The sequence below is a fragment of the Paraburkholderia suaedae genome, assembly GCF_040812055.1.
Taxonomy (GTDB): domain Bacteria; phylum Pseudomonadota; class Gammaproteobacteria; order Burkholderiales; family Burkholderiaceae; genus Paraburkholderia.
Genome location: NZ_JBFOAH010000018.1, coordinates 77408 through 100767 on the forward strand (window position 1 = coordinate 77408; position 23360 = coordinate 100767).

The window sequence follows — 23360 nt, forward strand, 5'->3', positions numbered from 1 at the left end:
ATCCGGGCCAAGCTTTTTAAAGGGGAAATTCACGAACTTGGTGCTAATTTTTTCGACAGTTTCTGATTTTTTTTGGGGCTAATTCCTTGAATGGATATTGATTAATTTCTCGTGTCTTGAGAAATGGGCGAGAAGACTCATTACTGTGCGTCTGCGCGGCTTTGTTCTCGATTGGTGCATTCGCTCTCGGCTCCCCCACCATGCTTTCTCCGGTGCGAAGTCTTGATGCCCGTGCACGGCGCAAAGAGGCGTTACGTCAAGGTGCCATCAGGTTCGACAATCGCCCACTCCACGTTATGTTATTAATCGTGGAAACATCATGAATAGGTCGTGCCATGAAAACGCTGGACGTCTCCCAGGCGACCGCCGCTGCCCAGGCGGGCGGTGTCCTGTCGGCCATCCTGAAGGCCGAGGGCGGTGCCTTCTACGTCGAACTGGAAACCCGCACAGCCGGCACCGCCGTACTCGTCACGTCGAACAACCGGCGCCCGCGGGCCTTCCGCAACCCGGTCAAGGCGCTCGGGGTGATCCGCGAACTGGGGTTACAGACGGGAAGGTTTTCGCTCGCGGCGTGGCGCCCGGATGAGGTCGAATCCGGGCGGCCAGGCCGGCCGGACCGCGCTGAGGCGATGAAAGCCACGCATGCGAGTGCCGCCGCCTACGACAAATGGGTCCGTCAGCAGGTACCGGAGGCGATCGATGACCCGCGCCCTCCGATCGCGCATGAGGACGTGATGGAAAAGGCTGAGGCGCGCATCGAGGCGATGCGCAAGGGCAAACGTGCGAAGGCTTGAACGGAAGGTCCAGGCAGAAAACGACCTCTTCGACATCCTCGATTACATCGGCGACGACAATCCCAATGCGGCCGTCGAACTGGTCCAGAAGGTCCGCGCCAAGGTTGACGCCTGCGCGAGCGCCCGACGCTGTACCGGGCCGGTCGCATCCGGGGCACCCGTGAGATGATCGTTCACCGCGACTACATCGTGTTTTATCGTGCGAGCGATGTCGATTTGCCCCATTTTCGTACACTTGATTCGCTACTGTACGTAACCGGTCGATTTCGTACGTAGCCCACCAAAAAAAAGCCCGCCTCAGTGGGCGGGCTTAATCCAGTTCTTGGGGAAGCTGGAGAAGACGAAGTAAGTATAAACCCTAATCTTCATCGATGCAGCGATGCCGAAGCGCTACATAAGCTTAAGATTGGGTCGAATGGGTGGCGGCGTTGAGCGCACCGCCGATCGAATCCGAAGGGCGCTCGCGCGTATAAATGAAGTGGTCCGCGTACGCAGCGCGCTGCTGCGTCGGGGCCGAAACGCGCGCACATGATCCCCTTCATCTCACTTTGCCGGAGGCTGGCATGAAACGAATATCGACGACATCGAGGGCCGTACTGGGCCTGCTGTGCGCCGCGTTGTGCGGGTTTGCCGCGCACGCGGGCGCGCAGGGCCTGAGTGCGCAGAACGACATGAACGCGCCGCAAAACAGCACGCGCCTGATGCCGAATGCGCCGCTCGGCAGCGAATATCCGACCCACGGCAACCAGCAGGCCGGCGAACTGAATCTGAACCCGACCGATCCGCGTGCGCAACTGGTCAACGGTTTGCCGAATCACGCCAGCGCGGGCGGTTATGGCGCGCCGCTTGCCGGCGTGCGGACTTACGTGCAGCCGATGCAACCGATGCCGACGCCGTCGAACTGAACCTTCGCGCCCGCGAGGGTCGTGCGCATCGCGCGCCGCACAGCCGCGCATCCATATGCACGTACCGCGCCGTTGCAGGTCGGATTCCGAACACGAGGCGCAACGTATCGTTGCGCGCGATCACCGATACGCCGATCGCCAGCAGGATCAGCGGCAGCAGCGCGGTGCCGTAGCGGCAGATCGGCGCGCCCAGCAGCGGATGCTCGACGAGCCATACCGCCGCCGCGCGATAGCCGCGACTGCACATATCAAACTAGTCAAAGCGTTTTTTATTACGACGACCCCGTCGAGATTTTTTTTGAATAGTTTTCCTATCTATCCGACACTGTGACCAACGCGCGGAGCGCGTGCGCGGGCAGCATCTTCCATTTCCGTTCGGGCGCATCGATATCGCCGGGTTGGTCGCTTTCGGCTTCATCGGCGAGGGCGAACGTATAGATCGGCGTACCGTCCTTTCCCTGCGCAGCCGACAAGCTAGGAAGCACCGCCGCGAGCGCGGCAGTGTATGCAACATCAGCCTCGGTTCCCTGCCGCTGCGGCGTACCGAGTTCTTCATCGATAGCACGACGCGCAGCAAGAATCGCTTCGTTCGCTGTCCCGCCGATCATCTTGTGGACCGGTGTGTTGTCTTTCCACGCCCAGCATCGCGCGCCGAAATCGCTGGGCCGCGCGACGAGAACATATCCCCGGTAGTTCTCTGTCTTCTCTGTCATTTTTTTCCGTGACTATCCGAGTTCTCGCATGCGAGAGCGTGTTTTTATAGGTGAGATTACTGCCGCAGTGCTTGCACTTATTTGCTTGCTTCTTTATGCGTTCGGCGCAGTCCGGACATTTTTTGGATGAGGCCGTATAGGAACTTTCCCATCCATACCCTCCCAACCATGTTTTCCGATTCGCAAGGACTGGTTGTTTGCGCCGGTCAGATCACTCTACGTCGCCACGCAACTTCATGCATGCCGAGTTGATCGCTTCATAGGTCAGCTGGTTCATAGGCGACGCCCAGCGCTCGGGGTGGGCGTGGACAAACCCGTCCACGACTCCGACAATCTGCGCCACGGTCCATCCTGTAAGACATCATTGTGTTTGCTTTTCCTACGCGTGCGACTGCTCGCCGAGATCTGCGTAGAACTGAGTCTGCTGCGCAGTTTCAGGGTCGTGCTGCTCGATCGCCTCGATCGCGGTAGCCGCAACCTTTACCATCTGAGCCCGCAAATCATTGCCGGCGCACGCGTCACTCAAGTGCTTCGTGATTTCGGCGATGCGATCTGCCGGGTTGCGAGCCGTCAGCACACCAGCTTTGTCGTACGCTTCAATTTGTGCGGCTGTCGCCATAATCATCTTCCCGGTTATCTGTTCGCCGGCCGCGCCGGCTTTTCCTATGACTCAAAGCGATCCGCGCGGATCGCTGCGATCGCCGTCTCGCGAGCAAGCCTCTCAGCGGTCGGCTTACGCGGAGCTTGGCCTCGGTAAACGCCCATGACGCGATTTTCCTGTCGATGCCAAACTTGAACGTCGCAAACATAGTCGCGGCCGCCATCCCGCTCAGGCATGCTGTAGGTGGCCATACGCGTCGGCCAACACGAAGCCGTACACACGCTGCGAACCCATCAGCAGCATCACTGCCGCGCACAATGACAGCAACGACTTGAACTTCATCTCAAAATGCGACATGAAGTAGACGAGCATGGCGAGCGCGCAGGCCACGAATAGAAGGGCCGTGACGATGCTCATGGTCGCTTCCTGCTTTTTCCTTAGTCAAAGGGATTCAACAGCCGAACCCCTGTTCCTGCAAAATCATCGACGTTGCGCGTAACAACGGTCAGGTCATGAATCAAGGCCGTGGCCGCGATCAGTTTGTCCAAAGCGTGCTCTGGATGTGGCACCCGGAGCCGTCCCCATAGCTGGCCGATTTCTTCATCGACAGACAGAACATTTTGGGCATAGTCAGCCATGACTGCCCCAAGCCACGTTTCGAGCATTGTCGCCTGCTGCGTGTCGCCCCTGTGACGGATCAACTCAACTCCACGGCGCAATTCCGCAACAGTAACCACTGACAAATAAATATCGCTGTCCTCTCGCACCGCCTGGCGGAAGAAAGCACGCACCCCTTTGTTTGCGCGGTCCCGTTTTCTGACCTCGCTAATAACGTTCGTATCAACCAAATACACGCGATGCCTCGCCGTCATCGACGCGCTCGAAGTCCGAATCTGCGCCGACGTTTGGAATCCCCGCCAACACTTCCGCGAAGCTTTTACGTTTGGGCTTGCGCAGAGCCTTTGCCAGGATTTCGCGATGTTCGGCTTCGGCGCTGCGGCCATGAGCAGCGGCCAGCTCGCGCAGACTCTGGACCAAGCTGTCGTCCACGTTGCGCACCAAAAGATTTGCCATTGCAATAACCTCCTGTGATGTTGCTATCAATGATAGCACTCAGGCGTAGAATTGCAAGCATTGCTATCATCGAAAACGGCATGCGGCTCTTACCTGATATCGGCTCATTGCGGAGCTCTCTTCAGTCCCATTCCAAGCAATCGAAGGCGGATACCTCCCACGATGCGGCCGTCTCTGTCGTGCTTGCCCCATGCCTTGCTGTCGGCCAGCGCGAAGTGCCTGAAATATCCATCGACAGATTCGTCGTCCGCCTCGCGAACAATATTCGCATTGTCATTGCGCCCAGCGAGCCGTCCAGGCATCGCAGACGAGTGTCTGTCATTCGCGCTTAGTCTGCGCCCAAGTCGAGAATTCTCCGATTAGTGCGACAATAAGCTGACATCAGTGCAAGCCAATTCCGGTCAGGGAGGCAAGCGTGATTCACATCGCAAATGCAGCGGTTCTGGCGACGGTGAACGGAATCGTCGCATCCCGGTTCTTCCGATGTTTTGCGCCGGTTCTTGCTGGCCTGATGGCAGCAACAGGTCCGGCGCAGGCTCAGTCCGCTTCGTTCGACTCATTTGCCGTGCCGTCCGGCAGCGCACCGCACGACGTCGCGCCAGAGCCTGATGGCACCGTCTGGTATACCGCTCAGGCGCAAGGTGCAGTCGGGAGGTTGGACCCGCGCAGCGGCAAGATCGACAGGGTCGCCCTCGGCGAGGGATCAGCGCCGCACGGCGTGATCATCGGTACCGATCGGGCAGCATGGATCACCGACGGCGGGTTGAACGCGATCATACGCGTCGATCCCAGGACACTCGCCGTCACCCGCTTCCCGTTGCCCAAAGACCGACCGAACGCCAATCTGAACACGGCGGTCTTCGACAAGAAAGGGCACCTGTGGTTTACCGGACAAGGCGGGATCTACGGAGAGCTCGACCCGGCGACCGCCCGCATGCGCGTGTTCAGTGCGCCGCGCGGGCCGGGCGCCTACGGAATCTGTGTCACCCCTGACGGCAGCCTGTACTTCGCTTCACTCGCTGGCAGCTACCTCGGCCGAATCGATCCGGTGAGCGGCTCGGCGCAGGTCATCGAGCCGCCAACACGGGAACAGGGAGCGCGCCGGGTATGGTCTGATTCGAAAGGACGCGCCTGGATCAGCGAGTGGAACGCAGGAAAGGTGGGAATGTTCGACCCGGCGACGCATCGGTGGCGCGAATGGAAACTGCCGGGCTCTGATCCGCATGCGTACGCAATATTCGTCGACGACAAAGACATCGTCTGGCTCAGCGAATGGAGCGCTAACGCGCTAGTGCGCTTCGACCCGCGAACCGAACGATTCGAGACGTTTGCGCTGCCGCGGCCACACGCGAACGTACGTCAGATGATGGGCCGGCCAGGAGAAATCTGGCTGTCCGAGTCTGGCACGGATCACCTGCTGCGCTACCGGTCTAACGTAGCGATTGCCGGCAGCAAGTGACGCCACAGCAACCGTCACCCAGTCCAGGCTACTCCAATGACAGACGATTCCGATCGCCATCCTGATTCCGATCCCGACGAACCAAAGGGCCCTGGTGGCATGACGATGCGACAGATCCACGAACAGGTGCGGAAATCAGTTGAGCGCGACCGTGAGGCGCAGGCCGCGCACAACTCGCCCGCGCCGAAAACCCGATGGCAGCGGTGGGTACGCTATGTATGGGGCCGGAGCGGGCGACGCTAGCTGCTGTTGTGGCAAAAGGTGCTTATCAATGCATTTCCAGATACCAGATTTCTTAAGAGCCTTGGTCCATGTCACTTGCGCCAAAGCGTGGCCAACCAGAGTCACCCACCTAGCCCAGCCTTCGCCATCATCCCGAGTGCCACGCAGATCAACACGCCCGCGAAACCCACTTGTACATGCATTGCGCGGAGACGGTGCGAGACCAGCCGCCCGGTCACCATGCCGGCGGCCGTCGCCAGGCTGAACCACAGCGTCAGACCGAGCGGCAACGGCGCGCCGTGCAGGACCGTCGCGACAACACCGCCGCTGCCGACCAGCGCGATCACCATTAGCGACGTCGCAACGATGCCATGCATCGACACGTTGGTGAGCTTGCGCAGCATTGGCACGATGATGAAGCCACCGCCCACACCAAGAAGTCCCGTCATCAGTCCGGTCAACGCACCGGTTGCCGCGAGAGCGGCCGCCGTGGTCCACGACCAGATCAGTCGGCCGGTGTCCGGATTGATGCGGCCGACACAAAGCCGCGAGTGCGGGCGGTCCTGGCGCACGCTCCGCAGTGCGTGTGACAGCAACCTTCCCGCCACCACCAGCATGACGCTAGCAAACAGTGCCAATAGCACGCGTTGTGGTAGCGCGTGCGCGAGGCGGACACCGAGCGAGGTCAGCGGTACGCCCGCCGCGGCCATGAATAGCGCGGCGCGATAACGGACGAGCCGCTTCCGGAAGGCTTCAAGCGCGCCGATAGCAGCGCTGCCCGCCACGGCGACCAGGGCGACCGGCGTCACCTGCTGCATCGGCCAGCCCATGCCGGCCACCAGCGCCGGAACGGCCAGGATGCCGCCACCCGCGCCAGTCAGGCCGAGCACCGCGCCAACGATGGCGCCAAGGATAAGTGAAGTCAGCATGAGAAATCCGACAGGTAGTTAGCCGCCGCGGCGTTAGCTCACAAGTTCAGGCTGCGCCAGCCAATCGCGCCGCTTGAGCATCCCGTGCCAGTACATCGGCGGCAGAATGCGCTCCTTCAGCAGCCACGCGAGGCGCGACGGATGTTTGCCCTCGATCCGCCAGCTTGGCAGCGGGACCCTGTTGCTTCTATTGATTACATGCACCGGGTCAGATTGCGTTGAGGGGAATCTTGAGATACGACACTCCGTTATCTTCCGCATCGGGCATATGTCCGGCGCGCATGTTGACCTGCACTGACGGCAGCATCAGCACCGGCATGTTGAGTGTCGCGTCGCGCGCGGTGCGCATCGCAACGAAGGCCTCCTGGCCGATACCGTCGCGTACATGGATGTTGTGTTCGCGTTCCTCGGCTACCGTGCTGACAAACTGCAAAGGCCGCCCACCCGGCTGGTAGTCGTGGCACATGTATAGCTTCGTGTCTGACGGCAGGCTCAACACCTTGTTGATCGACCGGTACAGCGTACGGGCGTCGCCGCCGGGAAAGTCGCAGCGCGCGGTACCGTAGTCGGGCATGAACAGGGTGTCTCCGACAAAGGCTGCGCTGCACTCGCCGTCGCTGACCAGATAGGTCATGCAGGCCGGCGTATGTCCGGGGGTATGGATGGCGCGCGCCTGCAACGCCCCGACGGCGAATGTTTCGCCGTCGGAGAACAGGTGATCGAACGGGCTGCCATCGTGCGCTAAGCGCGAGCCGGCGTTGAACAGCTTGCCGAACACGTCTTGCACTCGCGTCACGTGCGCGCCGATCGCGATCTTTCCGCCGAGCCTTTCCTTCAGGTAGGGCGCGGCGGACAGATGGTCCGCATGGACGTGGGTTTCGAGAAGCCACTGGACGTTCGCACCCAGCTCATGAACGCGAGCTATGAGCTTCTCGGCTGCCGTCGTGCCGGTACGGCCTGACTTGGGGTCATAGTCGAGCACACTGTCGATCAGTGCACAGTCGCCCGTGTGCACATCCAGCAAAAGGTAGCTGACCGTCGAGGTGGCGGGATCGAAAAAACCTTCGATCAGCATGGGGCTCGCGGTACTCGTATTGAGGCCAAGGAAATGGCGCGGTTAATAGGATTTGTACGGCAGGAACTTGCCCGATAGCAGGACCTTGACACGATCGCCTTTCGGATCGGCCTCACGCTGGATATCCATCGAAAAATCGATGGCGCTCATGATGCCGTCGCCGAACTCTTCGTGGATCAGTTCCTTGATCGTGGTGCCATACACGCTGACAATTTCGTACCAGCGGTAGATCAGTGGATCGGTCGGCACTGCAGTCTCGAGAGAACCCTTGTACGGCACGATCTGCAACCACGCAACGGCCTCATCCGGCAGCCCGAAAATCTCGCCGGCAATCTCGGCCTGCTGCTTGCTGAAGGTCATCTGTCCGAGGCACGCGGCCGTCGTCCATTCCTTGCTCTGGCCAATCTTCGCGGCAACCTCACTCCACTTCAGGCCCTTCGCGACCTTGGCGGAAACGATCATCTGCGTTACTTCATTGCGGCTGGAAATCATGGTTGGTTCCTTGGTTAAAAGGTCAGGCAATCGCCTTGAGATTGGGTCCGGCAGCCCGTGCGACTGTGGCCGGCGCGGCTGCGCCGTCATCGAGCCCGGGATAAACAAGCCGCGTTGCGGCGGCGGCCACGTGTCCGGTATCGGCTCGACCGCCGTGGGTGGCGCTCAGTTCTTTCGAACGTCGCACCAGAAAGTCGACCAGATAATTGCGGATCCGGTAAAACTGTCGGTCATGGTGCATGGTCTCGCGCTGACGATTAGCCGGCAGGGTGTTGACGACGATCTCGGCGATCCGGGCGCGCGGCCCGTTGCTCATCAGCATGATCTTGTTCGACAGCAGAATCGCTTCGTCGACGTCGTGCGTGATCATGAACACGGTTTGCTGCGTCGCGGTGCAGATTTTGAGCAGTTCATCCTGGATCACACCGCGCGTCAACGCGTCGAGGGCGCCGAACGGCTCGTCGAGCAACAGCATGCGCGGCTCGATCGCAAACGCCCGTGCGATGCCCACGCGCTGCTTCATCCCGCCCGACAACTCCGACGGCTTCTTCTTTTCAGCGCCCTTCAGGCCGACCATCTCGATGAAGCGCGCGCCGTGCACGGCGATCTGTTCGCGTGTCCAGTCTGGATAGCGTGAGCGCACTGCGAACGCAATGTTGCCTTCCACGGTCATCCACGGCAGCAGCGCATGGTTCTGGAACACCACGCCGCGATCGAGCCCCGGTCCGGAAATTTCGCGATTGCGCACGATCACGTGCCCCTCGCTGGGCTGCTCGAGACCAGCCAGCACGTTCAAAATGGTGCTCTTGCCACAGCCGGAATGGCCGATTACGCAAATGAATTCGCCCTGCTCGATCGTGAAGCTGACGTTTTCGAACACCGGGGGCAGGTCGTCGCGATAGCGCTTCGTCAGTCCTTCGACGCTGACGAAACTCGTAGCGCCGGACGTCTGGGCATTCGACTTAGTCGACATAGGTCACCTTGCGCTGAAGTTGGGCGAACAGCAGGTCGAGCGTCATGCCGACCAGACCGATGAGTAATACCGAGAACAACACGTTCGCCAGCGACAGGTTGTTCCATTCGTTCCACAGGAAGTAGCCGATGCCGGTGCCGCCGACCAGCATTTCGGCCGCGACGATCACGAGCCACGCGATGCCCATCGAAATCCGCATGCCGGTGACTATGGTGGGCGCCGCCGCGGGCAGCACGACCCACAGTGCACTGCGCAATGGCGGCACTTCAAGGGTGCGCGCCACGTTGAGCCAGTCGCGCCGCACGCCAGCGACTCCGAACGCGGTATTGACGAGCATGGGCCACACCGAGCAGATGAAAATAACGAACACCGCCGAGGCCGACGAACTCTTGATCGTGTACAACGCGATCGGCATCCAGGCGAGCGGCGAAATCGGCTTCAGCACCTGGACGAACGGATTGAAGGCGAGGAACGCAAGCCGCGACATGCCGATCACAAAACCGAGCGGCACCGCAACCAGCAGCGCAATCGCGTAACCGGCCGCGACCCGCACGAGCGAATAGCCGAGCTGGATGCCGACGCCTTTATCGTTCGGTCCGTTGTCGTGGAACGGATGCGCGAGCTGGCGTGCGGCCTCGTGCGCGAACTCGGCGGGCGATGGGAAGCCAGTGACCTTCATCGAATCCGCCGCTGCCCCGTCCGCGCCCGGATCGGGCGCCTTGCCCATCAGCACTGCGTACTCGGCAGCTTCGGCGGCCGCGGCACTCGTGGTTGTCGATGCCGTCGTCGCAGCTGTCGCGGCTGGCGTCTTCGGGAGCGTCGCGGCCTGCCAGACGACCAGCAGCAGCGCGAACAAGGCAAGCGAGCATAGCGCCGCCTTGCTTCGCAACGTGAATCGTCGAATTGCAGTCATTCAGTTTCTCCTGCGTTCAGGCGCGTTTGATGGTCAGGGCATTGAGGTAAGCGTCGGGCCGGCTGGAGTCGAAAGTTCGTCCCATCACCGTAATCGGCGGGTAGCCGCCGTTGCTCGCAATATCCGGCGGTGTCTCACCGATCTGCTTCATCGCGTTGTCCGCGTCGGTCAGCAGGAATATTTGCTGCGCGAGTGAACGGTAGTTGACGCCGCCCTTCAGATAACCCCAACGCTTCATCTGCGTCATCATCCATGTCGCCATCGAATACCACGGCAGCGGCTGAAAATCGATCCGGTCCGCGACGTGGTGCACGTGACCAATGCCGTCCGCAAAGGTGCCGGTCAGCACCTGCCGGATCACCAGCTCGGGCTGATTCAGATAGGCAGGCGCCGCAATCATTTTCGACAGCTCGGCGCGATGCGCAGAGTCGCTGGCATAGGCGGCCGCGCGCAGATTCGCACGCAGCAGCGCGGCGAACGCGTTCGGGTTCTGCCGCACGAACGCATCGGGCACACTGAACGAGCAGCAGGGGTGCCCCGCCCAGATGTCTTTCGACAGAATATGAATGAAACCGACCTCGTCGAATACCGCGCGTTGGTTAAACGGATCGGGTCCCAGAAATCCATCGATGTTGCCCGCGCGCAGGTTGGCGATCATCTCCGCGGGCGGTGTCACACGCAGTTGCACATCGCGATCCGGATCGATGCCATGCTCCGCGAGGTAATAGCGCAGCAGAAAGCTGTGCATCGAATAGTCGAACGGAATCGCGAAGCGGAAACCTTTCCAGTGGCGCGGGTCGCGATTGTCCTTGTGTTTGAGCGCCAGCACGATGGCCTGGCCGTTCACGTTCTGGATCGTCGCGACGCGCGTCGGCGTGGGCTGCGAACCGACGCCAAGCGAAATCGCGAGCGGCATCGGCGCAAGCATGTGCGATGCGTCGAGTTCGCGATTCAGCATCCGGTCGCGCACCAGCGCCCAGCCGCCCACCTTGTTCAGCGTGACGTTCAGCCCTTCCTCTTTGTAAAAGCCGAGCGGTTCTGCGGCGATCAGCGGCGTGGCGCACGTGATCGGCAGAAAGCCGACGTTGAGGTCGCGCTTTTCGGGCTGCGGGGCTTTCGTTTCTGCGAAAGCCTGCTGGAGCGACGCGATCGGCAGCACGCTGTACACGGCGGCGATGGCCGTGCTCTTGCCGACCGCACGGATAAAGGCACGCCGCATCGCGTTGCGCGGAAAGAGTGCGCGTACGGCCGCTGCTTCGATCGCGTCACACCACGCGGCTTCGCCGTCCGCGCGGCGTCCTTCATGCGCGTCGTGCGCGGTGCCCGCCGTGGCGGCGCGGTGCGCGGCTTCATCGGCATGGCGGCCACATGAGCAGCCGCCAAGTGTGCTGCCGGGGTCGAACGGTTGATAGCGGTTACCCATGTGGTGTCCGATGCGTGAAGGTGGGTTCAGGCCGCGAGCTCGACGCGCCGGCTCCCGACCGTCAACGAGGAAACGATGTCGCCATCACGGTACTGCGCCATCGCGAGGTGTCCGTCGTCTTCTTCGACGACTTGCCAGTCCAGTTCCCGCGAAGGCAGTCCGCGCAACACGATCGGCGTCGAGCGCGTCTTCACGCGAATCACCGGCGACTGGTGACGATATCCTGCGTATTCGCAGCCGGTCACCGCGTGCGCGATCGCTTCGGCCTGCGCGGCAATCGGCTCGATGAAGCGGCACGGCTCGCCGGCGAAGCTGATGCAGTCGCCGAGCGCGTAGATATCCGGCACGCTGGTCTGCAACGTGCGGCTGTCCACAACGATGCCGTGCGCGAATTCGAGTCCTGCCATTCTTGCAAGGCGCCCTTCGGTGGCGAGCCCCACCGCGCACAGCACGAGATCGGCGGCAATCCGCTCGCCGTGCTGCGTCGTGATCACCTTTTCGCTTCGCGTGGCGCTGACATCGGCGACACCGCCGCTTGCCGTCGTCGCGTCACTCGTCCGCTGTGTGGCGCCCGCGTCGAGCCCACGCCGCTCCTCGACGCTCACGCTGCGGCCGGGCAGAAAGTGGATGCCCAGTTGCGTCCAGCTGGCGAGCAGGCGGCGTGAGGCCGGCGCCGGCAACAAGGTCGCGAGGGGCCTGTCGCTCACATCCAGCACGGTGACCGTATGTCCCGCCCGTGCCAGGTCCTCCGCCAGCTCGCAGCCGACCAGACCCGCGCCGATTACCGCTACGCGCGTCGGCCCCGCCGTCAACCGGCGCTGCATGCTGCTCCACATCGACAGATCGTTGACGCGCCAGCACAGCTCGCGCGGCAAGCCGGACGGCACTACGGGCCGCGCCCCCTGGGCAAGAATCAGTTGCCGGTAACGGAACGTGCCCGCTGTCGTGCGCAGTTGATGCAGCGCCGGTGACAGCCCGATCGCGTAGGTATGGGCGACCAGCCGTACGCCGAGGCGCGTTGCGGCGGCCGGCCCGGTCTCGAATACGAGCCGCTCCGGTGTGCGCTTCTGGCTCAACGAAACCGACAGTTCCGGCTTGCGGTAACGGTCCGCCGAGCAGGCGCTCACCAGCGTGATCGGTATGTCCGGATCCAACGCCCGGACTGCTTCGACGGCTGCCCAACCCGCTGTGCCGCCGCCGACCACGATGACCCCAGGGGTGCGCGAGGGCGCGCCCTGCGCCGGCGCGCACGCCGCTGCGCCGGCCACAACCGGCTCGTAAAGCACAAAATCCGCTTTTGTCACCCCGCATAGCGGGCACTCCCAGTCATCGGGGATCTCGTCGAAGCGCGTACCGGCCGCAATGCCGCTATCGGGGTCCCCCAGTTCTTCGTCATAGATCACGCCGCACGCGCGGCAGATGTATTTCTTCCAGTCGACAATCAGGACGCTCATGCTGGAAGCTCCTCGGCGGAAAGGCGGGCCATTTCCCAACGCAGATGCTTGATGGCAGGCGTCACGATCGCCACGAAGTGCGACTCGCGAATCCGCCGCTGCGGCGCTGCGCTCATCAGATAGCCGCGCGCGCCTTGATGCAGCAGCGACGCCTGTGCCGCACGCAACGCGAGCTCGGCGCCGCGTGTGCGCAAATCGAGCACTTCGAGCAGATAGTCGGTGCTGCCGTCGTAGGCGGTGCGCGCAAGTCGCTGCGTCGCGCTCATCGCTTCGTCGAGTTCGGCCGTCAGTTCGACTGGCCGGTCGTGCAGGAAGCGGTTCACGTGACCGAGTACCGGCTCGACTTCGAGACACGAATCGATACTGCCTTGTGCGACACCCAGCGCCATGCCGACCTGCAGCAGAATGAACGCCGCCTTTATCCGCGCGACGAATGGCCGCGCCGGATCGGCAATCAGGTCGGCTTCGCCGACGAAATAGTTGGTGAGCTTGACGCCCCATGTGCTGGTGCCTTCCATGCCGGAGAACACCGGGCAGTGGCGCAACTCGACGCGCTCGTCGCAGCTCAGCAGGAACATGACCTCGTGCGAGACCGAACGGTCATCGCGATGCACCGCGGCGATCGCACCGCAATACTGGCCAAGGCCGATATGACTGACCCACGGCAGTGTGCCGTTAATCAGATAGCCGCCGGGCGTAGGCGTGGCGCGGAACATCATCGGCTCGATCCCTGAGAACGCTTTCATCGGGTTCGACAGCGCGGTGCCGCCGAACGTCTGGCCGCGGGCATGCGCGTCGAGCCGCGCGCCGCCCAGATACGGGTTGCCGGACTGCTCCATGTACAACCCGCAGACATCGTGGGCCCACATCAGGAAGCCGGTCGAGCCACACGCGCGGCTCGCTTCCTGCATCGCGGCGAGCGACAGACCGAACCGCGCGCCGTACCGGTCCAGGTGAACACCGAGCGCGCCGGCCGCGCCCAGCTCTCCCATGATGTCGAGCGGGTAGACTCCTTCGCCGTCGATCCGTGGCGCGGCTGCCGCGAGCGGACCGCGAGCGATCGCGGCCACGCGCGCCAGCACCGCTTCGTCACACCAGGTGTCGACGCTGGCCTCTTCTACCAATGCGTGTTCCATGTTGGTTTTCCTTCGAGTACCCGGGGCAGCCGCTACGGGCGGCGCGCACTAGCGAAGCGGCGCTTCAGTCGGCGAGCGTAACGGTCATGGGAATCGGATTGCGCATCGAGTTTGCAACCGGCGAGAAGTAATTAGCACGACTGACGATATCGTCAAGCTCGTCGCGCGTCGCATCGCCTTCGATGACAATTTTCACGCGGATCGCCTGGAAACCCATCTGCGCGGAGTCCATCTCGGCGCCACCTGCGCCCCATGCCGCGGGGTTGCCGATATCCGCTTCGAGGAACACCTCGAGCTTCGACAGCTTGACCTGCTTCCACGTCGCGACGGCTGTGATGCCCACCGCGAGGCAACCGCCAAGACCCGACAGCACGATCTCGCCCGGCGCAGGCGCGGTGTCTTCGCCGAACAGATGCAGCGGCTCATCCACTACGACGGGCGTATGGTTGCCAACATAGCTCAACGAGCGGTACTGACCTTGCATGACCGTATGCACGTTGTTCTTGCCGCGCGACCCCGGGTTATTGCGCCCCTTTTCGGCGAAGGCCATCAGCCCATCGCGGTCGATCGGCCGCAGGTAGGTGGAAACGGTCGTGGGATTATCGGTGACAGTGTTCAAGTGACGCTCCTTGATGCGTGGATGGTGAAGGCGCGGGCGTCGCATCGAAAGCGGGGCGCGCCGGCACATCACTAAGGCAACAGGCGTGCCAGTTTCTCTACATAGCCTCAAACTGCTTTCCTGGCGGGGGCTTTGGACCAAACAGCAAGAGGCGCCCTGGCTTGGCGCGGCGTCTTCCCTATCAACCGGCGAACCGACAATGTCGACAATGTCGACAATGTTCACCGCGGCCGGCCCGGCGGTCAGTCATTCGGCAGGCCAAGTTTTTGCCAGCGATAGCTGAACTGGCGCGCTGTCATGCCCAGCTGTTGCGCCGCGCGCGATTTGTTTCCCCCGCACTGTTCGAGCGCGTCGACAAGCGCCTGCGCCGGGTGCGAACCGACACGCCGGTAGGGGCGCATTGGCAGCGGCACCGTGTGGGTCACGCGATCATGCGAAGAAGCGCCCTGCCCGCGGTTTGCGGCCGCCGACTCTGCGGACGCGGGCGCAACATCCGGCTCATCCGCCGCGTGTGAAGGCAACAGCCGGTCGATATCCGCGGCATCGAGCAGCGGCTTCTCCGCCAGCAACACGATCCGCTCGATGAAATTGGTCAGCTCGCGAATATTGCCTGGCCACGGATACTCTTCGAGCCGATCCAGCGCGGCCGTCGTGAGATTGACGTTGCGCTGGTTGAGTTGATTCGTATGACTGATGAAATGCAGCGCAAGGACGCGAATGTCCTGGCGACGTTCGGCGAGCGACGGCAGGCGGATCGGAATCACGTTGAGCCGGTAGTACAGGTCCTGGCGGAAGGTGCCGCGCGTCACATCGCGTTGCAAATCGCGATTGGTGGCCGCGACGAGCCGCACTTCGACCCGGATCTCCGCCTTGCCGCCGAGGCGCGTAATGGTCCCTTCCTGAAGCGTACGCAGCAGCTTGGTCTGCATCGTCATTGGCAGTTCGCCGATCTCGTCGAGAAACAGCGTCCCGTTGCTGGCCTGCTCGAACCAGCCCGCGCGCATATTGTTCGCGCCCGTGAACGCGCCGCGTTCATACCCGAACAACTCGGACTCGAACAGCGTATCGGGTATCGCCGCGCAGTTGATCTTGATGAAGGCACGGTCGCGTCGCGGACTCGCCAGATGCAAGGCCCGTGCAAACAGCTCCTTGCCAGTACCCGAGTCGCCGAGCAATAGCACGCTCGCGGCGGAATCCGATACGCGCTCCAGTTCCGAGATTGCGCGCAGCAAAGGCGGCGCGGTGCCAACGATCCCATAGCGGGCGGCCGCCGATTCGAGGGCCCGCGCGAGCACTGCGTTCTGCTGTTCGAGCGCACGGGTTTTTTCCTCAAGGCCGGCTTCCAGCTGCAGCAATTGCCCCGCCAGGGTCGCCAGAATACGCAGCACCGTGATGTCGTCGGCCAGCGCACGCCAGCGGTGGCGAATGCGGTGACACGCAAGAACGCCGACAGCCCGCCGTTCGACGACGATCGGCAGCGCGATGAACGAGACCGGGCCGTCCGGCAACCGGGAGCGCTCAACGGCACGCGCCAGAAAATCCGGCTCGCGGTCGATGTCCTGGACGATCGTCAGTTGACCGTGCTGCAGCGCGCGCCCGGTGATGCCTTCACCATACGCATACACACCCCGGCTGATTTCCTCGGCGGTGAGTCCGTACGCGTACCGGATGCGACCGCTGCGAGCGGTTTCGTCCGTGAGCACGATACGGCCACGGTTCAGACCGAGCAGCTCGGACATCAGATGCAGCATCTCGCGCAGCGCAGGGGCGGGGGACAGGCTCTTGCCGACAAGCGCCATGACCTGCTGCAGCAGGAGCATTTCGTGTTCGCGCCAGTAGCCGGCAGATTCGCTGCCGGCTGAGGCGTCAGATGGTGTTTGCATGCGCGTGAGCCGCCGCAGTCGTGAGCGAAGCCTATTATTTCAGAACACAAAAAAACTCGCAGGCTCCCCATGCGACTGACCCTGCCCCTGTTTGACGAATCCCATAGCCGCGCAAATCAGGCCGCTTCGTTCGCACCGCGGCGCATATGAGTCAGCTATGGAGCGCATCCCGGACATTCGCATATGCACTTGCGGACAAAAACTTCAGCGTTCTGAATGGCTGATTGGCGCCTGATGCATGGATTGCGCGTATGATCCCGACTTTCGAATTCAGCGGCCGACGTCGCTAGTCGGCAACCGCTGCGCGTCGTGCTTTACCTCTTCAAGGTGAGAGCCATGTTCAGGGATTTTTTTCAATTAGGCTTTGCGACTGTCGTTGTATCGATACTTGGGGCGTGTGCGACGGCGCCTGCAGTTCCCGCCAGTTCTTCCATCGACCCGCCTCAGGGCGAGCGCGTGATGACGTTGGTGGCGTCTGGTGTGCAGACTTATTCGTGTGAGTTCGACGCGCAGCACCATCTGGCATGGATGTTCAAAAGCCCACAAGCGACCCTGTTCGACATGAGCGGCCGCGCCGCGGTCCGGCACGGCGCCGGGCCGTCCTGGGAAGCGGAAGACGGAAGCCGGATTGTAGGGCGTGTGCTCGCACAGCGTCCCAGCGAAACGTCGGCAAGCATACCGCAACTGTTGCTCGAAGCTCATAGCACGTCCGGTATCGGCACATTGTCGGCTGTCCGGTATGTGCAGCGAGTGCATACCGTTGGAGGGTTGATGCCGGCCGCACCATGTTCGACGGAACACGAAATCGGTAGCTCGCCCTATCTCGCGGATTATGTTTTCTATCGGTAGCAGCACGCGTCAACGGCCGTTCCTTTGACTTGTTCGTCGTCGGCTATCGCCGCCGTTCGCGCGTTGACCTTGATACGGCCGCTGACCACTGGTTCAGCGGCCATTCGCTCCAGTCGCTCGGCAGGTCATCGGCAATGAGCTGATAAACCTTGCACGCCTGGCGATCATCTGCATTAGCGCCCAACCCTGCTGCTCGCAGGTTGTCACGGTGCTCAGCGGGGACAACACCAGCGTTGTGCCGCCGTTTATCGACGCAAGCCGGCAGTCGTTTTCGCCATGACCGACCTGACCATACTCCGCAACTGTGATGGAGACGGTTGAATGGGATTCCACCAAAGACATCGTCAGCGCGGGCCGTACTTGAAATTGAGTGGCAAATTGCTCAGGTAATACTTTCCAGGTGGGCCGCGAACGACCGTCCATCGACGTCGGTCAGCCTCAAGGTGACGCGCGTGTCTGGCGACACGTTGCTGTGAGGAACAGGCGGCAGTGTGATCGTTGCAGCCGCACCCATCGACGCACGAATGCCGTATGGACCTGCGGCAAACTGGTTATAGGCGAAATCATTCGAGAACGCGGCCTTAGGCAACGTCGACAGAGCGGAAGCATCCCAGTGCTCGATGACCGTCCCATCCGTGCCCAGCAATGCCGCTTCGACGATGTGCACCGGCGCTTCGGGCGTGCCCGCGTCCAGATACACATGGAATCTGACCTGACCGTCCGCCAGCAATTTTCCGTTTCGCATCGTCAGATGGTGAACTGTCGGGCTGATCGGACCGCTGTGAAACGGCGTCACCACGGAACCGCGAAAGTAACTGTAGGTGCCGACGTTGTACGCCGCGACAAAGACGAACAAGGCCAACGCGAGGGTACGGAACGCACGATCGCTCTGCGGTAGCGGCAGACTGCCGCCCATCCATTGAAACCAGGCCTTACCGGAAAGCGCCGGCCTGATACGAAGCAGCACGTTGTCTATCGAATACGCGCTGCCGCCAGCCAGCAACAAGGTCGTGCCCATTGCGAGATTGCAGGCGGCCATGGTCCACTCATCGATGCAGGTCGCCCCCTGCCAGCCGAACAGTGCCATCAGCACCACAGACAGCAACATGGAAACGAGCGCACCCAGACGCGTGAGCAGCCCAACCATCAACATGAGGCCGAACACCAGTTCCACCGCGCTAAATATTATTACGCCGACGTAAAGTACGTAGAAATGCTGGAGCATGAATGCGATCAGATGATCGAGCCCGAACAGTGCCCCTGGCATCGCCGTCTGAAACTTGTAGGCCATCCAGTGCGGTGCGTGCGGATCAAGTTTGGCTGGCCCATAGATGAAGCGTCGTGAGCCACCGCCCCAATAGATGAACCCTTGTATGAAGCGTGTGACAGTCAGGGCGACACCGGCCAGTCGCCAGCTTCGAAGTGCGTCGTCACGTGGGGTGTCGACAGTCGTCGATTCCAATGGGAGGGTAGCCATGTTGATGTATTCGCGGATTACTAGAGCGGCATAAAGGCGTAACCCGCTTGCTGCAGGGTGGTCACGGTGGTCAGCGCGGACAACGACAGGGTCACTCTCGGGTCGATCCATTCGTACTCGAAGTGATGTTCTGCCATCGCCTGGCCACAGACTGCGATTGTGATGCCGTCCTTCTTCAGTGCATCAATCAACGGCAGATTGGGATTGGGCACACCGAACTGCGCGCGGTAATGCGTATCGTCGAGCACCAGTGACGTGGCCGAACCAGAAGCGACCGCGACGAATTTAAGCTTGCTCATTGGCACGCCCGACGCCACGTAGAGATTCACGGCACGGGCCACGTGATCGAGCGCCGGGCTCACCTGATCGGGATTTTTTGCCCCCTGCGTCAGAGAGAAGACCACCTTGTACGTGTGCCCCGGCTGAGGCTTGAACGCGCCGTTCGGCAGAAAGTGCATCTTGCCGTAGTCGCGAACGGTCGGCGTGGTCCAGAAGCCGGGCGAATCCATCGTGCCAGCGTGGACGGATAGTGAAGCAGCAGCAAGCACGGCGGTAGCAACGAAAGTTTTGACTTTGGACATGGCTGGTTGCGGTTTAGGTAAGGTCGGCATCCGCTTGGAGGATACCTGGCGGTCATTACCGCAACACCGACAAACACATGACAAATTTGTAATGGACTCTTTTTCACTTTGGCGATCTTCCGCCAAGCGCGCGACTAGCCGTAGCCCCCTACCGCGCGAGCGGTTCCGCGACCCTGGATAGACACCCGCCTTCCGAGGCGCAGCCGTCCGCTCACGGACAGGCAGCGACCATGCCGGATTGCAAGTAAAAAGTATCGTCTAAATCTACTGATCCGAAGGTAATCCCATAACTGATTGGATCACTACCTGAAGGCCGACTCCGCCCAGCCCGCCGCTGTTGCCACCGCTGCAGCGCCAAAGGAGGCGCTGCCATCGATGAACGACGCGGTGCCGCCAATCGGAGCAGCCCAGACAGGCAGTGATTCGGAAAAGGCGTCGAGCGGCAAGTAACCGTCGACGGCACCAGGCGCTCGAACCACGTTTGGTCCGCGTGGTAGTCAAGAGATTGGGGCGCGTCTAGAAGGACACCTGAGCCGCCAACAGGTCTTCGATCCGAACCGGAAGATCACGCACGCGCACGCCCGTCGCATGATAAACGGCGTTCGCAATCGCAGGCGCAATACCCGCGATTCCAATCTCCCCGACACCGCGTGCGCCGAGAGGATTCAATGCGAGATCCGGATAGTCGAGGAACGTGACATCGATCTTCGGTGCGTCGGCATGCGTGACCATGACATAGTCGGCGAGGCTCCGGTTGATTGGTGCGCCGGAACGGCTGTCGTAGTTCGTCTGTTCGAATAGCGCCATGCCGACGCCCATTACGACCGCTCCTTCGATCTGGTTGCGGGCCGTACGGGCATTGATGATCTTGCCTCCATCGATCACGCTAACCACGCGGCTGACTCGCAACCGCGCTGTTTCGGGCTGCCATGTAACCTCGGCAAAATGCGCGCAGTATGAGTGCACCGACACGCGTTTCGCGTCAGGATCTTCCTGATTCGGGCCGGACCGCCCTCTTCCCACCACCGCGTTGATACCCGCCGGCCCCAAAATCCGCTCAAAGGGCACCCCTGCAGCCGGTGAGGTTCCTTTGCGATACACCATCCCTTGCTCAAAACCAAGTGCATCCGCGTTCTGCCCGTTGAAGGGCGAGTTACCCGCTTCGGCTGCGGTGACCAAAAGGTGCTGGACTGCGACCTGTGCCGCCTGCGCGACCGCCGGAATCAGCGACGCGGTAGCCCTTGAGCCCCCCGACATCGGCCCGGGAGGCAAGCGTGTGTCACCGATCACAACTGAAATTCGGTCAAGCGCGATTCCGGTCGCATTCGCGACCATCTGGGCGATTACAGTGTACGTCCCCGTGCCGATGTCCTGAGTCGCTGTCAACACGCGCGCCGTTGCGTCAGCGTTCAGTTCAACGATGACTTCGGCTGCAGATCGCTGGGCCTGCCACGACCCCGCTGCGACTCCCCAACCGATCACCAGACCGTCGTTACGCATCGAACCGACCGGCGTCTTGCGTGACGCCCAGCCGAACTGCTCCGCGCCGCGCGTGAGGCATTCCTTAAGATGCCGGGATGAAAACGGCACATTCAGGCTTTCATCAATCGTCGGCTCGTTGACAAGGCGTAACTGGACCGGATCGATATTGAGCTTGATGGCTAGTTCATCGACGGCTGATTCGACTGCGAACAAGCCAGGCACGGCACCTGGGCCGCGCATTGATGTGCTGGGCCCGATGTCCCGGCGCGCATGGGCGGCAGTCACTTGCAGGTTCGGCGCGCTGTAGAGATAGCCTGTCGCCTCGCCGCAATTCTCTTTTCGTGTATCGAGGCGGCCCGTTTGATAGACGTAGTCCTGCTGCAGCGATGTCAAACGTCCATCGCGTGTTGCCGACAAGCGTAGGCGCTGCTCCGTGGCCGGACGGTGGCCCACGTTCTGGAACATCATCCCGCGGCTCAGCACCAGCTTGACGGGCCGCCGCAGACTGCGGGCCGCGGCGGCAGCGAGTAGCGAATGGGACCACGGAAACAGCTTGCCGCCGAATCCAGAGCCTAGATACTTCATGATCACGCGCACCTGATCTTCGGGCACACCAAGCATCTGTGCCATCATCTGCCGCTGGTTGACGATCGACTGCGTTGTTTCGTAAAGCGTATAGTTCGTGCCATCGAAAACCGCCACCGTGGCATGCAGTTCTATTGGGTTGTGCGTTTCGATCGGTGTCGTGTAGGTCTCGTCCAGCTTCAGCGCATCAGAAGCGGCCGCGAATGCGGCCTCCGCGTCGCCGCGCTGCGTGTCGACGGACGGGGCCCCCTGTGCGGACATCTGGACCGTTACATCGGGTTGGCTCTGCGCATACCGCGCCTTCACTGCATGGGATGCGGCCGTTGCCTGCTCGAACGTATCGGCCACTACCAGTGCAATGTACTGGCCATAGTACGAGATGATGTCGTCGTCGAGCGGCGGACGTCTTTCATCGATTCTTGGTCCGAAGCCGACGCGAAAGAACTTGCCGATGTTCTCGCGCGTGAAGACAGCCCGGACCCCTGGCATCGTCGAGGCAGCGGCCGTTTCAAGTTGATGGATGCGCCCCTTCGCGATTGTCGCGCAAACCGGTACGGCGTAAAGCGTCCCTGGAAAATTGAAATCCGACGTATACGTCGCCGCTCCGCTGACCTTAAACGGTCCGTCGATTCGGGTAAAGTCACCGCCGATGAGCGGCTCCGTTTTATTGCTAGCTAATTGCACGTTCTCTCCGCGTCACGAAGCTGGGTCAAGAATTTTGTGTGGCCAACTTGAGTGCTTGCTGGATGCAGCGTTTAGCAAGCTCAACCTTGAAGCCGTTCTGACTTTGCGGGCGCGCTGACTGGAGCGCGGCCTCGGCCGCCGCCTGGAACGCCGCAGGCTCAGGCGCGCGGCCGAGCAACGCGGCTTCGGCCTCGCGCGAGCGCCAGGGCTTAACGCCCACACCGCCAAGTGCGATCCTGATGTGAACGGTCCTGCCCGACGATACGGTCATGACGACCGCTGCCGACGCCAACGCAAATTCATACGATGCGCGATCGCGCAGTTTCAGATAGACGCTGTGACTGCCGGGAGCCGGCGCAGGGAGCGTCACGTGGGTGATGAGCTCGCCGGGATTGAGCATGGTCTCGCGTTCGGGCGTGGCCCCGGGCAACAGGAAGAAGTCATCAATTGCGATGCTTCGCTTGCCCTTGCTGCTTTCGACATGGATCGTGGATTCGAGCGCAGTCATTGCGACACTCATGTCCGAGGGGTTCGTCGCGATGCAATGATCGCTGGCCCCAAGAATGGCGAGGTTCCGATTGAACCCACCGATCGCAGAGCAACCCGTACCGGGCTTACGCTTGTTGCATGGCGTAGCGGTATCGCGAAAGTAGACGCAGCGTGTGCGCTGCAACAGGTTGCCGCCGGTCGTTGCCATGTTTCGCAACTGGGCTGACGCGCCGGAAAGCAATGCCTGCGACAGGACAGGATAGTGCGTCTTGATCAGGGGATGATTCGCGAGATCGGAATTTCGCACCGTCGCGCCAATTGCGACGCCGCCACCGTCTATGGCTTCGACCTGAGCGAGTGGCAGGCGATGGATATCGATGATCTGCGTCGGACGCTCCACGTCGAGCTTCATCAGGTCGAGCAGTGTTGTGCCGCCTGCCAGAAAGCGCATAGACGAGCCACTTTGCTGGCTGCCGTCGTCAGTCTGCGCGATGTCGAGTGCCTGTGCGACGCTGGAAGCGCGCCTGAGTTGAAACAGTTGCATTCGT

Annotated in this window: 23 protein-coding genes and 1 pseudogene; 6 read left to right on the forward strand and 18 right to left on the reverse strand. The window is 61.7% G+C overall.

From position 1 onward, the window contains the following. Positions 1-335: 335 nt before the first annotated feature. The 3 genes and pseudogenes from ABQJ48_RS23070 to ABQJ48_RS23080 all read left to right on the forward strand — a co-directional run bounded on the left by ABQJ48_RS23070 (position 336) and on the right by ABQJ48_RS23080 (position 1699). Positions 336-794, forward strand: coding sequence for an antitoxin PaaA2 family protein (locus tag ABQJ48_RS23070; protein WP_367840317.1), 459 nt, complete (start codon positions 336-338; stop codon positions 792-794). Then, a pseudogene (locus ABQJ48_RS23075) lies at positions 781-1070 on the forward strand (type II toxin-antitoxin system RelE/ParE family toxin). The gene ABQJ48_RS23070 and the pseudogene ABQJ48_RS23075 overlap by 14 nt, the downstream one beginning before the upstream one ends. A 287-nt stretch (positions 1071-1357) precedes the next feature. Continuing rightward, positions 1358-1699 (forward strand): hypothetical protein, encoded by a 342-nt coding sequence (locus tag ABQJ48_RS23080; protein WP_367840318.1) that lies wholly within the window; start codon positions 1358-1360, stop codon positions 1697-1699. Positions 1700-2010: 311 nt separating this feature from the next. On the opposite strand, the gene ABQJ48_RS23085 is transcribed toward ABQJ48_RS23080, so the two are convergent. Further along, complete coding sequence (locus tag ABQJ48_RS23085) at positions 2011-2412, reverse strand: hypothetical protein (protein ID WP_367840319.1); 402 nt, start codon at positions 2410-2412, stop codon at positions 2011-2013. Between the two features lie 304 nt (positions 2413-2716). On the opposite strand from ABQJ48_RS23085, the gene ABQJ48_RS23090 reads away from it, so the two are divergent. Continuing rightward, a complete protein-coding gene (locus ABQJ48_RS23090) occupies positions 2717-3169 on the forward strand; it encodes a hypothetical protein (RefSeq protein ID WP_367840320.1) in 453 nt (150 codons plus the stop codon). Positions 3170-3241: 72 nt separating this feature from the next. Here ABQJ48_RS23090 and ABQJ48_RS23095 read toward each other — a convergent pair whose 3' ends face one another. Genes ABQJ48_RS23095 through ABQJ48_RS23105 form a run of 3 tightly spaced genes read right to left on the reverse strand, consistent with a single transcriptional unit; the run spans position 3242 to position 4087 of the window. Beyond that, positions 3242-3430: a hypothetical protein gene (locus ABQJ48_RS23095; protein WP_367840321.1), complete on the reverse strand. Its 189-nt coding sequence runs from the start codon at positions 3428-3430 to the stop codon at positions 3242-3244. Positions 3431-3450: 20 nt separating this feature from the next. Beyond that, positions 3451-3867: a type II toxin-antitoxin system VapC family toxin gene (locus ABQJ48_RS23100; protein ID WP_367840390.1), complete on the reverse strand. Its 417-nt coding sequence runs from the start codon at positions 3865-3867 to the stop codon at positions 3451-3453. After that, positions 3854-4087: a FitA-like ribbon-helix-helix domain-containing protein gene (locus ABQJ48_RS23105; RefSeq protein ID WP_367840391.1), complete on the reverse strand. Its 234-nt coding sequence runs from the start codon at positions 4085-4087 to the stop codon at positions 3854-3856. Before ABQJ48_RS23105 ends, ABQJ48_RS23100 begins: the two co-directional genes overlap by 14 nt. Positions 4088-4598: 511 nt before the next feature. On the opposite strand from ABQJ48_RS23105, the gene ABQJ48_RS23110 reads away from it, so the two are divergent. Next, positions 4599-5546 (forward strand): Vgb family protein, encoded by a 948-nt coding sequence (locus tag ABQJ48_RS23110; protein ID WP_367840392.1) that lies wholly within the window; start codon positions 4599-4601, stop codon positions 5544-5546. Positions 5547-5890: 344 nt separating this feature from the next. On the opposite strand, the gene ABQJ48_RS23115 is transcribed toward ABQJ48_RS23110, so the two are convergent. The 10 genes from ABQJ48_RS23115 to ABQJ48_RS23160 form a co-directional block, all read right to left on the reverse strand. After that, positions 5891-6697, reverse strand: coding sequence for a sulfite exporter TauE/SafE family protein (locus ABQJ48_RS23115; protein WP_367840322.1), 807 nt, complete (start codon positions 6695-6697; stop codon positions 5891-5893). A 208-nt stretch (positions 6698-6905) separates the two neighbouring features. Further along, positions 6906-7772: an MBL fold metallo-hydrolase gene (locus tag ABQJ48_RS23120; protein WP_367840323.1), complete on the reverse strand. Its 867-nt coding sequence runs from the start codon at positions 7770-7772 to the stop codon at positions 6906-6908. A 42-nt stretch (positions 7773-7814) separates the two neighbouring features. Next, complete coding sequence (gene cynS, locus ABQJ48_RS23125) at positions 7815-8264, reverse strand: cyanase (RefSeq protein WP_367840324.1); 450 nt, start codon at positions 8262-8264, stop codon at positions 7815-7817. Positions 8265-8286: 22 nt separating this feature from the next. Beyond that, positions 8287-9237, reverse strand: a complete 951-nt coding sequence (locus ABQJ48_RS23130; RefSeq protein ID WP_367840325.1) for an ABC transporter ATP-binding protein — start codon at positions 9235-9237, stop codon at positions 8287-8289. Then, complete coding sequence (ntrB, locus tag ABQJ48_RS23135) at positions 9227-10150, reverse strand: nitrate ABC transporter permease (RefSeq protein WP_367840326.1); 924 nt, start codon at positions 10148-10150, stop codon at positions 9227-9229. The genes ABQJ48_RS23130 and ntrB overlap by 11 nt, the downstream gene beginning before the upstream one ends. 16 nt (positions 10151-10166) lie before the next feature. Then, entirely contained in the window at positions 10167-11573 is a 1407-nt protein-coding gene (locus ABQJ48_RS23140) for a CmpA/NrtA family ABC transporter substrate-binding protein (protein ID WP_367840327.1), read from the reverse strand. A gap of 26 nt (positions 11574-11599) precedes the next feature. Beyond that, a complete protein-coding gene (locus tag ABQJ48_RS23145; protein WP_367840328.1) occupies positions 11600-13027 on the reverse strand; it encodes an FAD-dependent oxidoreductase in 1428 nt (475 codons plus the stop codon). Continuing rightward, a complete protein-coding gene (locus tag ABQJ48_RS23150; RefSeq protein WP_367840329.1) occupies positions 13024-14163 on the reverse strand; it encodes an acyl-CoA dehydrogenase family protein in 1140 nt (379 codons plus the stop codon). Before ABQJ48_RS23150 ends, ABQJ48_RS23145 begins: the two co-directional genes overlap by 4 nt. Positions 14164-14227: 64 nt before the next feature. Next, positions 14228-14713 (reverse strand): OsmC family protein, encoded by a 486-nt coding sequence (locus ABQJ48_RS23155; protein WP_367840393.1) that lies wholly within the window; start codon positions 14711-14713, stop codon positions 14228-14230. A 311-nt stretch (positions 14714-15024) separates the two neighbouring features. Continuing rightward, positions 15025-16665: a sigma-54 interaction domain-containing protein gene (locus ABQJ48_RS23160; RefSeq protein WP_367840330.1), complete on the reverse strand. Its 1641-nt coding sequence runs from the start codon at positions 16663-16665 to the stop codon at positions 15025-15027. A 309-nt stretch (positions 16666-16974) separates the two neighbouring features. Here ABQJ48_RS23160 and ABQJ48_RS23165 point away from each other — a divergent pair, with 309 nt between their 5' ends. Next, positions 16975-17514 carry a DUF3455 domain-containing protein gene (locus ABQJ48_RS23165; RefSeq protein ID WP_473094172.1) on the forward strand — a complete coding sequence of 180 codons (540 nt, stop codon included), beginning with the start codon at positions 16975-16977 and terminating at the stop codon, positions 17512-17514. Between the two features lie 382 nt (positions 17515-17896). Here the strand turns inward: ABQJ48_RS23165 and ABQJ48_RS23170 are convergent, their stop codons facing one another. The 4 genes from ABQJ48_RS23170 to ABQJ48_RS23185 all read right to left on the reverse strand — a co-directional run bounded on the left by ABQJ48_RS23170 (position 17897) and on the right by ABQJ48_RS23185 (position 23356). Beyond that, positions 17897-19102: a TQO small subunit DoxD gene (locus ABQJ48_RS23170; protein ID WP_367840331.1), complete on the reverse strand. Its 1206-nt coding sequence runs from the start codon at positions 19100-19102 to the stop codon at positions 17897-17899. Further along, the gene (locus ABQJ48_RS23175) at positions 19012-19500 is read right to left on the reverse strand and encodes a DsrE family protein (protein ID WP_367840332.1); all 489 of its coding nucleotides are present in this window, start codon (positions 19498-19500) and stop codon (positions 19012-19014) included. Before ABQJ48_RS23175 ends, ABQJ48_RS23170 begins: the two co-directional genes overlap by 91 nt. Before the next feature lie 588 nt (positions 19501-20088). Next, positions 20089-22323: a xanthine dehydrogenase family protein molybdopterin-binding subunit gene (locus ABQJ48_RS23180; protein ID WP_367840333.1), complete on the reverse strand. Its 2235-nt coding sequence runs from the start codon at positions 22321-22323 to the stop codon at positions 20089-20091. A 25-nt stretch (positions 22324-22348) separates the two neighbouring features. Beyond that, entirely contained in the window at positions 22349-23356 is a 1008-nt protein-coding gene (locus ABQJ48_RS23185) for an FAD binding domain-containing protein (RefSeq protein ID WP_367840334.1), read from the reverse strand. Positions 23357-23360 lie beyond the last annotated feature (4 nt).

Excerpts from the sequence above, each read along its gene's own strand:
- ABQJ48_RS23145 (WP_367840328.1), bottom strand. The coding sequence starts at position 13,027 with ATGAGCGTCCTGATTGTCGACTGGAAGAAATACATCTGCCGCGCGTGC.
- ABQJ48_RS23150 (WP_367840329.1), bottom strand. The coding sequence starts at position 14,163 with ATGGAACACGCATTGGTAGAAGAGGCCAGCGTCGACACCTGGTGTGAC.
- ABQJ48_RS23185 (WP_367840334.1), bottom strand. The coding sequence starts at position 23,356 with ATGCAACTGTTTCAACTCAGGCGCGCTTCCAGCGTCGCACAGGCACTC.
- ABQJ48_RS23140 (WP_367840327.1), bottom strand. The coding sequence starts at position 11,573 with ATGGGTAACCGCTATCAACCGTTCGACCCCGGCAGCACACTTGGCGGC.
- ABQJ48_RS23120 (WP_367840323.1), bottom strand. The coding sequence starts at position 7,772 with ATGCTGATCGAAGGTTTTTTCGATCCCGCCACCTCGACGGTCAGCTAC.
- ABQJ48_RS23160 (WP_367840330.1), bottom strand. The coding sequence starts at position 16,665 with ATGCAAACACCATCTGACGCCTCAGCCGGCAGCGAATCTGCCGGCTAC.
- ABQJ48_RS23095 (WP_367840321.1), bottom strand. The coding sequence starts at position 3,430 with ATGAGCATCGTCACGGCCCTTCTATTCGTGGCCTGCGCGCTCGCCATG.
- ABQJ48_RS23115 (WP_367840322.1), bottom strand. The coding sequence starts at position 6,697 with ATGCTGACTTCACTTATCCTTGGCGCCATCGTTGGCGCGGTGCTCGGC.
- ABQJ48_RS23130 (WP_367840325.1), bottom strand. The coding sequence starts at position 9,237 with ATGTCGACTAAGTCGAATGCCCAGACGTCCGGCGCTACGAGTTTCGTC.
- ABQJ48_RS23085 (WP_367840319.1), bottom strand. The coding sequence starts at position 2,412 with ATGACAGAGAAGACAGAGAACTACCGGGGATATGTTCTCGTCGCGCGG.
- cynS (WP_367840324.1), bottom strand. The coding sequence starts at position 8,264 with ATGATTTCCAGCCGCAATGAAGTAACGCAGATGATCGTTTCCGCCAAG.
- ABQJ48_RS23175 (WP_367840332.1), bottom strand. The coding sequence starts at position 19,500 with ATGGATTCGCCCGGCTTCTGGACCACGCCGACCGTTCGCGACTACGGC.
- ABQJ48_RS23110 (WP_367840392.1), top strand. The coding sequence starts at position 4,599 with ATGGCAGCAACAGGTCCGGCGCAGGCTCAGTCCGCTTCGTTCGACTCA.
- ABQJ48_RS23070 (WP_367840317.1), top strand. The coding sequence starts at position 336 with ATGAAAACGCTGGACGTCTCCCAGGCGACCGCCGCTGCCCAGGCGGGC.
- ABQJ48_RS23105 (WP_367840391.1), bottom strand. The coding sequence starts at position 4,087 with ATGGCAAATCTTTTGGTGCGCAACGTGGACGACAGCTTGGTCCAGAGT.
- ABQJ48_RS23080 (WP_367840318.1), top strand. The coding sequence starts at position 1,358 with ATGAAACGAATATCGACGACATCGAGGGCCGTACTGGGCCTGCTGTGC.
- ntrB (WP_367840326.1), bottom strand. The coding sequence starts at position 10,150 with ATGACTGCAATTCGACGATTCACGTTGCGAAGCAAGGCGGCGCTATGC.
- ABQJ48_RS23170 (WP_367840331.1), bottom strand. The coding sequence starts at position 19,102 with ATGGATCGACCCGAGAGTGACCCTGTCGTTGTCCGCGCTGACCACCGT.
- ABQJ48_RS23155 (WP_367840393.1), bottom strand. The coding sequence starts at position 14,713 with ATGGCCTTCGCCGAAAAGGGGCGCAATAACCCGGGGTCGCGCGGCAAG.